At 53.4% G+C, this 8288-nt stretch carries 7 protein-coding genes; all 7 read left to right on the top strand.

Annotation, left to right across the window (positions count from 1 at the left end):
- Nucleotides 1–312 precede the first annotated feature (312 nt).
- The 7 genes from secE (at nucleotide 313) to rpoB (ending at nucleotide 8171) form a co-directional block, all read left to right on the top strand.
- Complete coding sequence (gene secE, locus ACUTQY_RS24620) at nucleotides 313–696, top strand: preprotein translocase subunit SecE (RefSeq protein WP_004929916.1); 384 nt, start codon at nucleotides 313–315, stop codon at nucleotides 694–696.
- A 1-nt stretch (nucleotide 697) separates the two neighbouring features.
- A complete protein-coding gene (gene nusG, locus ACUTQY_RS24615; RefSeq protein ID WP_004929914.1) occupies nucleotides 698–1243 on the top strand; it encodes a transcription termination/antitermination protein NusG in 546 nt (181 codons plus the stop codon).
- 165 nt (nucleotides 1244–1408) lie between these two features.
- Nucleotides 1409–1837, top strand: coding sequence for a 50S ribosomal protein L11 (gene rplK / locus ACUTQY_RS24610; protein WP_015376316.1), 429 nt, complete (start codon nucleotides 1409–1411; stop codon nucleotides 1835–1837).
- 3 nt (nucleotides 1838–1840) lie between these two features.
- On the top strand, nucleotides 1841–2545 hold the full coding sequence (gene rplA, locus ACUTQY_RS24605; RefSeq protein ID WP_004929908.1) for a 50S ribosomal protein L1: 705 nt from the start codon (nucleotides 1841–1843) through the stop codon (nucleotides 2543–2545).
- Between the two features lie 338 nt (nucleotides 2546–2883).
- Complete coding sequence (rplJ, locus tag ACUTQY_RS24600; protein ID WP_004929905.1) at nucleotides 2884–3381, top strand: 50S ribosomal protein L10; 498 nt, start codon at nucleotides 2884–2886, stop codon at nucleotides 3379–3381.
- Nucleotides 3382–3444: 63 nt separating this feature from the next.
- Nucleotides 3445–3810: a 50S ribosomal protein L7/L12 gene (rplL, locus tag ACUTQY_RS24595; RefSeq protein ID WP_004929903.1), complete on the top strand. Its 366-nt coding sequence runs from the start codon at nucleotides 3445–3447 to the stop codon at nucleotides 3808–3810.
- 332 nt (nucleotides 3811–4142) lie between these two features.
- Nucleotides 4143–8171, top strand: coding sequence for a DNA-directed RNA polymerase subunit beta (gene rpoB / locus ACUTQY_RS24590; RefSeq protein WP_004929900.1), 4029 nt, complete (start codon nucleotides 4143–4145; stop codon nucleotides 8169–8171).
- Nucleotides 8172–8288 lie beyond the last annotated feature (117 nt).

Raw genomic sequence — 8288 nt, 5'->3', positions numbered from 1 at the left:
GTGAAGGCGGCCGTACTGTAGGCGCTGGTGTTGTTGCTAAAGTTATCGCTTAATCGCTGATAAAGTTTGACGCGACACGCGGTAAAAGGGCATCATTTGATGCCCTTTTTCTACGCTGTGAACTAGAACCTATCTCATCAGCGATTTTGCAGTCATAATCATTGGTGAGATGGGCTCTTAAACCGTATTGACTGAATACGTCATGGCGTAAAACACCGGGGTATCGCTAGTGCGGTATCCGATCGGTTTGGTTTGCCTCGCAATGCGAGGCAAAGTTGTTTGTTCTGAATCATCATTGTGACAGGTTGGTTTATGAGTGCGAATACCGAGGCTCAAGGGAGCGGACGCGGCCTGGAAGCGGCAAAGTGGCTGATCGTCGCCGTTCTGTTGGTTGTGGCTATTGTCGGTAACTATTACTACCGTGATTTAAGCCTGCCATTGCGCGCGCTGGCAGTTGTGCTGATCATCGCCGTTGCAGGTGCAGTGGCTCTGATGACCACCAAAGGCAAAGCTACCGTTGCGTTTGCCCGCGAAGCGCGTACCGAAGTACGTAAAGTGATTTGGCCAACTCGTCAGGAAACGCTACACACCACGTTGATCGTTGCCGCGGTAACCGCCGTGATGTCACTGATTCTGTGGGGGCTGGATGGTATTCTGGTCCGTCTGGTGTCGTTTATTACTGGCCTGAGGTTCTAAAATGTCTGAAGCTCCAAAAAAACGTTGGTACGTCGTTCAGGCGTTTTCCGGTTTTGAAGGTCGCGTAGCGCAATCGCTGCGTGAACACATCAAACTGCACGATATGGAAGAGCTGTTCGGCGAAGTGATGGTGCCTACGGAAGAAGTGGTTGAAATCCGTGGTGGCCAGCGTCGCAAGAGCGAGCGTAAATTCTTCCCTGGCTACGTGCTGGTGCAGATGGTGATGAATGACGCCAGCTGGCACCTGGTGCGCAGCGTACCGCGTGTCATGGGGTTCATCGGCGGTACGTCTGACCGTCCTGCGCCGATCAGCGATAAAGAAGTTGATGCGATCATGAACCGCCTGCAGCAGGTCGGTGACAAACCGCGTCCGAAAACGCTGTTCGAACCGGGCGAGCTGGTGCGCGTCAACGACGGCCCGTTTGCCGATTTCAACGGCGTGGTCGAAGAAGTCGATTACGAGAAGAGCCGCCTGAAAGTTTCCGTTTCCATCTTCGGCCGTGCAACGCCGGTGGAACTGGACTTCAGCCAGGTTGAAAAAGGCTGATCGAATAATCAGCAATAAGCGGTCCGTTGCCGCTTGTCAAAGGCGCGAAATTGAACTACAATTTCGCGCCTTTTGTTTTTAGATGCCTTGCCTGATGTTTGTCTGGCGAGGTTAAACACGGGGAGCCTCTCACGAGGCGATACTACCCAAACCGAGGAAATTTAAATGGCTAAGAAAGTACAAGCCTACGTTAAGCTGCAAGTTGCAGCTGGTATGGCTAACCCGAGCCCACCAGTGGGTCCAGCTCTGGGTCAGCAGGGCGTTAACATCATGGAATTCTGTAAGGCATTCAACGCTAAAACTGACAGCGTTGAGAAAGGTCTGCCGATTCCGGTTGTTATCACCGTTTATTCTGATCGCTCCTTCACTTTCGTTACCAAAACCCCGCCAGCAGCAGTTCTGCTGAAAAAAGCGGCTGGTATCAAGTCTGGTTCCGGTAAGCCGAACAAAGACAAAGTAGGTAAAGTGACCCGTGCTCAGGTACGTGAAATCGCAGAAACCAAAGCTGCGGACATGACTGGTTCTGACGTTGAAGCGATGACTCGCTCCATCGAAGGTACCGCTCGTTCCATGGGCCTGGTAGTGGAGGATTAAGAGATGGCTAAGCTGACCAAGCGCATGCGCGTGATCCGTGACAAAGTTGATGCTACTAAACAGTATGACATCACTGAAGCTGTTGCTCTGCTGAAAGAGCTGGCCACCGCTAAATTCGTAGAAAGCGTTGACGTTGCCGTTAACCTCGGCATCGACGCTCGTAAATCTGACCAAAACGTTCGTGGCGCTACCGTTCTGCCACACGGCACCGGTCGTTCCGTTCGCGTTGCCGTATTTACCCAAGGCGCTAACGCTGAAGCAGCGAAAGCTGCCGGCGCAGAGCTGGTAGGTATGGACGATCTGGCTGAGCAGATCAAGAAAGGCGAAATGAACTTCGACGTTGTTATTGCTTCCCCGGATGCAATGCGCGTTGTAGGTCAACTGGGCCAGATCCTGGGTCCACGCGGCCTGATGCCAAACCCGAAAGTGGGTACCGTTACTCCGAACGTTGCTGAAGCAGTGAAAAACGCTAAAGCAGGTCAGGTTCGCTACCGTAACGACAAAAACGGCATCATCCATACCACTATCGGTAAGGTTGATTTCGACGCAGACAAACTGAAAGAAAACCTGGAAGCCCTGCTGGTTGCGCTGAAAAAAGCAAAACCTTCTCAGGCGAAAGGCATGTACATCAAGAAAGTTAGCCTCTCCACCACCATGGGTGCTGGCGTTGCTATCGATCAAAGCGGTCTGTCTGCCGCAGCGAACTAATCGCACTTGCGATTATCGCTTTGACTTGGGGCCGAGATTTGTCTAGAATCTTATGCCCCAAGGTTTTGCTATTGGCTATGCCGTAGGCAAAACAAAGATTTTTCGGTTGGAGCCTGGCCTATCCAGGCCTCCGTCCAAGACCGCAGGTGTATCGCAAGATACTTAATCCTTCCTGCGTAGACGGTGACAGAGCCTAAGAAAATTTTTCTTTTTTATAAAAGAATGTCTTTGCTGGATTCTGCTCACCGTGTTAAGCCGCTCGGCGTGGCGTTTTACAAAGCGCCGAGTGAAGTGAGTTCCGGGGGATTTTCCCCGGCTAATCCAGGAGCAAAAAGCTAATGGCATTAAATCTTCAAGACAAACAAGCGATTGTTGCTGAAGTCAGCGAAGTAGCCAAAGGCGCGCTGTCTGCGGTTGTTGCGGATTCCCGCGGCGTTACCGTAGATAAAATGACTGAACTGCGTAAAGCAGGTCGTGAAGCTGGCGTTTACATGCGTGTTGTTCGCAACACCCTGATGCGTCGCGTAGTTGAAGGCACTCCATTCGAATGCCTGAAAGACACGTTTGTCGGTCCAACCTTGATTGCATTCTCTCACGAACACCCGGGCGCTGCTGCTCGTCTGTTCAAAGAGTTCGCGAAAGCGAATGCAAAATTCGAGGTTAAAGCTGCGGCCTTTGAAGGTGAGCTGATCCCAGCGGCGCAAATCGACCGCCTGGCGACGCTGCCAACTTACGAAGAAGCGATCGCACGCCTGATGGCAACCATGAAAGAAGCCGCTGCCGGCAAACTGGTTCGCACTCTGGCTGCAGTACGCGATCAGAAAGAAGCGGCGTAAGCCACTCTTTCTTAGCCTTTGCTAACGTATTTAAACTATTTCTGAATTTTAGGAACAATTGTTATGTCTATCACTAAAGACCAAATCCTGGAAGCAGTTGCCGCTATGTCCGTAATGGACGTTGTTGAACTGGTTTCCGCTATGGAAGAAAAATTCGGCGTTTCTGCTGCTGCTGCTGTAGCTGTAGCTGCTGGCCCAGCTGAAGCTGCTGAAGAGAAAACTGAATTCGACGTTATCCTGAAAGCTGCAGGCGCTAACAAAGTTGCTGTTATCAAAGCAGTACGTGGCGCTACCGGCCTGGGTCTGAAAGAAGCTAAAGACCTGGTTGAATCTGCTCCAGCCGCTCTGAAAGAAGGCGTGAGCAAAGATGACGCAGAAGCTCTGAAAAAATCTCTGGAAGAAGCTGGCGCAGAAGTTGAAGTTAAATAAGCCAACCCTTCCGGTTGCAGCCTAGTCTTTTAGGCTGATGGCTGGTGACTTTTTAGTCACCAGCCTTTTTGCGCTGTAGGGCGCCAGTAGCGTTTCACACTGTTTGGCTGCTGGTTTCGCCTCCCAATGTTTGTTTCTATCGACGACTTAATATACCGCGGTCTTTGCACTACCAGGAGTTCTGGGGGAAGGCGCGATGAAATGGTTTAAGCGTGATAGCAAGAGATATTGCGGAAAGTGTTCCCGCTTTCCGGTCGACAAAACGGTGTTGCATGAACTGTCCCTAATCGGACGGACAGATTGGGTCACTGATCAGCGAGCTGAGGAACCCTATGGTTTACTCCTATACCGAGAAAAAACGTATTCGTAAGGATTTTGGTAAACGTCCACAAGTGCTGGACATACCATATCTCCTTTCTATCCAGCTTGACTCGTTCCAGAAGTTTATCGAGCAAGATCCAGAAGGGCAGTACGGCCTTGAAGCCGCATTCCGTTCTGTTTTCCCTATCCAGAGCTACAGTGGCAATTCGGAGCTGCAATACGTTAGCTACCGTCTTGGTGAGCCGGTCTTCGACGTCAAAGAGTGCCAGATCCGTGGTGTGACGTTCTCTGCACCGCTGCGCGTAAAACTGCGCCTGGTTATCTATGAGCGCGAAGCGCCTGAAGGTACGGTCAAAGACATCAAGGAACAAGAAGTCTACATGGGCGAAATTCCGCTCATGACCGAAAACGGCACCTTTGTGATCAACGGTACTGAGAGGGTTATCGTATCTCAGTTGCACCGTAGTCCTGGCGTATTCTTCGACAGCGATAAGGGTAAAACCCACTCCTCGGGTAAAGTGCTGTACAACGCACGCATCATCCCTTACCGCGGTTCATGGTTGGACTTCGAGTTCGATCCGAAAGACAACCTGTTCGTGCGTATTGACCGTCGCCGCAAACTGCCTGCGACCATCATTCTGCGCGCGCTGAACTACACCACTGAACAGATCCTCGACCTGTTCTTTGACAAGATCGTCTTCGAAATCCGCGACAACAAGCTGCAGATGGAGCTGGTGCCAGAGCGCCTGCGTGGTGAGACCGCTTCGTTCGATATCGAAGCCAACGGCAAGATCTACGTAGAGAAAGGCCGTCGCATCACCGCTCGTCATATCCGTCAGCTGGAAAAAGACGACATTCAGAGCATTGAAGTACCGGTAGAGTACATCGCGGGCAAAGTGGTCGCGAAAGACTATATCGATACCAATACCGGCGAACTGATCTGCGCAGCCAACATGGAGCTGTCGCTGGATCTGCTGGCCAAGCTGAGCCAGTCCGGCCACAAGCGCATCGAAACGCTGTTCACCAACGATCTGGACCACGGCGCGTACATCTCTGAAACGCTGCGTGTCGATCCGACCAACGATCGTCTGAGCTCGCTGGTAGAAATCTACCGCATGATGCGTCCTGGTGAGCCGCCAACGCGCGAAGCTGCCGAAAGCCTGTTCGAGAACCTGTTCTTCTCCGAAGACCGCTACGATCTGTCCGCGGTTGGCCGTATGAAGTTCAACCGTTCTCTGCTGCGCGACGAGATCGAAGGTTCGGGCATCCTGAGCAAAGACGACATCATCGAAGTGATGAAGAAGCTCATCGATATCCGTAACGGCAAGGGCGAAGTGGACGATATCGACCACTTGGGCAACCGTCGTATCCGCTCCGTCGGCGAAATGGCCGAGAACCAGTTCCGCGTAGGTCTGGTGCGTGTTGAGCGTGCGGTGAAAGAGCGTCTGTCTCTGGGCGATCTGGATACCCTGATGCCTCAGGACATGATCAACGCCAAACCGATTTCGGCGGCGGTGAAAGAGTTCTTCGGCTCCAGCCAGCTGTCCCAGTTCATGGACCAGAACAACCCGTTGTCCGAGATCACGCACAAGCGTCGTATCTCCGCACTGGGCCCGGGCGGTCTGACCCGTGAGCGCGCCGGCTTTGAAGTTCGAGACGTACACCCGACCCACTACGGCCGCGTGTGCCCAATCGAAACGCCGGAAGGTCCAAACATCGGTCTGATCAACTCCCTGTCCGTGTACGCACAGACTAACGAGTATGGCTTCCTGGAAACCCCGTACCGCCGCGTGCGTGACGGCGTGGTGACCGATGAAATCAACTACCTGTCTGCTATTGAAGAAGGCAACTTCGTTATCGCCCAGGCGAACTCCAACCTGGATGAAGAAGGCCGCTTCGTAGAAGACCTGGTCACCTGCCGCAGCAAAGGCGAATCAAGCCTGTTCAGCCGCGACCAGGTTGACTACATGGACGTATCCACCCAGCAGGTTGTTTCCGTTGGTGCTTCACTGATTCCATTCCTGGAACACGATGACGCCAACCGTGCATTGATGGGTGCGAACATGCAACGTCAGGCCGTACCAACCCTGCGCGCCGATAAGCCGCTGGTCGGTACCGGTATGGAACGCGCTGTAGCGGTTGACTCCGGCGTAACCGCCGTTGCCAAACGCGGCGGTGTGATCCAGTACGTGGATGCTTCCCGTATCGTTATCAAAGTTAACGAAGACGAGATGTACCCGGGCGAAGCAGGTATCGATATTTACAACCTGACCAAGTACACCCGTTCTAACCAGAACACCTGCATCAACCAGATGCCGTGTGTGAATCTGGGTGAGCCAATCGAGCGCGGCGACGTGCTGGCGGATGGCCCATCGACAGACCTGGGCGAACTGGCGCTGGGCCAGAACATGCGCGTAGCGTTCATGCCTTGGAACGGCTACAACTTCGAAGACTCCATCTTGGTCTCCGAGCGCGTGGTGCAGGAAGATCGCTTCACCACCATCCACATCCAGGAACTGGCGTGCGTGTCTCGCGACACCAAGCTGGGGCCTGAAGAGATCACCGCCGACATCCCTAACGTGGGTGAAGCGGCGCTCTCCAAGCTGGATGAGTCCGGTATCGTGTATATCGGTGCTGAAGTGACCGGCGGCGACATCCTGGTCGGTAAGGTAACGCCTAAAGGCGAAACCCAGCTGACGCCGGAAGAGAAACTGCTGCGTGCGATCTTCGGTGAGAAAGCGTCTGACGTTAAAGACTCTTCTCTGCGTGTGCCGAACGGCGTTTCCGGTACGGTTATCGACGTGCAGGTCTTCACCCGCGATGGCGTGGAAAAAGACAAGCGCGCGTTGGAAATCGAAGAGATGCAGCTGAAGCAGGCGAAGAAAGACCTGACTGAAGAACTGCAGATCCTGGAAGCCGGCCTGTTTGCGCGTATCCACGCGGTACTGGTTGCCGGTGGCATCGAAGCCGACAAGCTGAGCAAGCTGCCGCGCGATCGCTGGCTGGAACTGGGCCTGACCGACGAAGAGAAGCAAAACCAGCTGGAGCAGCTGGCTGAGCAGTATGACGAACTGAAATCCGACTTCGAGAAGAAGCTGGAAGCCAAGCGTCGTAAGATCACTCAGGGCGACGATCTGGCGCCGGGCGTACTGAAAATCGTCAAGGTTTATCTGGCCGTTAAACGTCAGATCCAACCGGGTGACAAGATGGCGGGCCGCCACGGTAACAAGGGTGTTATCTCCAAGATCAACCCGATCGAAGATATGCCTTACGATGAAAACGGCACGCCGGTAGACATCGTACTGAACCCGCTGGGCGTACCATCACGTATGAACATCGGTCAGATCCTGGAAACCCACCTGGGTATGGCTGCGAAAGGCATCGGTGAGAAGATCAACCAGATGCTGAAGCAGCAGCAGGAAGTGGCCAAGCTGCGTGAGTTCATCCAGAAGGCCTACGATCTGGGCGACGATGTTTGCCAGAAAGTTGACCTGAACACCTTCAGCGACGACGAAGTGCTGCGTCTGGCAGAGAACCTGAAAAAAGGTATGCCGATCGCAACGCCGGTGTTTGACGGTGCGAAAGAGACTGAAATCAAGAAGCTGCTGGAAATGGGCGGTATCCCGACCTCCGGTCAGATCACGCTGTTCGATGGCCGTACCGGTGAGCAATTCGAGCGCCAGGTTACTGTCGGCTATATGTACATGCTGAAACTGAACCACTTGGTTGACGATAAAATGCACGCCCGTTCAACCGGTTCTTACAGCTTGGTTACTCAGCAGCCTCTGGGTGGTAAAGCGCAGTTCGGTGGTCAACGCTTCGGTGAGATGGAAGTGTGGGCACTGGAAGCATACGGCGCGGCTTATACCCTGCAGGAAATGCTCACCGTTAAGTCGGATGACGTTAACGGCCGTACCAAGATGTACAAAAACATCGTGGATGGCGATCACCGGATGGAGCCAGGCATGCCGGAATCCTTCAACGTACTGTTGAAAGAAATCCGCTCGCTCGGCATCAACATCGAACTGGAAGACGAGTAATCGTCATTCCGGCTCAGGCTCCCCGCCTAAGGGAGCCTGAGGGTGGTTGTTCAGGTCACACGGGTACCTACTGCGGTTGTGGGTGCCCAACAGGTTTAACTCCGACAGGAGCCAATC

This window comes from Serratia sp. TSA_130.1 (assembly GCF_052691795.1).
Note: the sequence above shows the minus strand (reverse complement) of the source record. Positions and strands in the feature narration are given on the sequence as shown.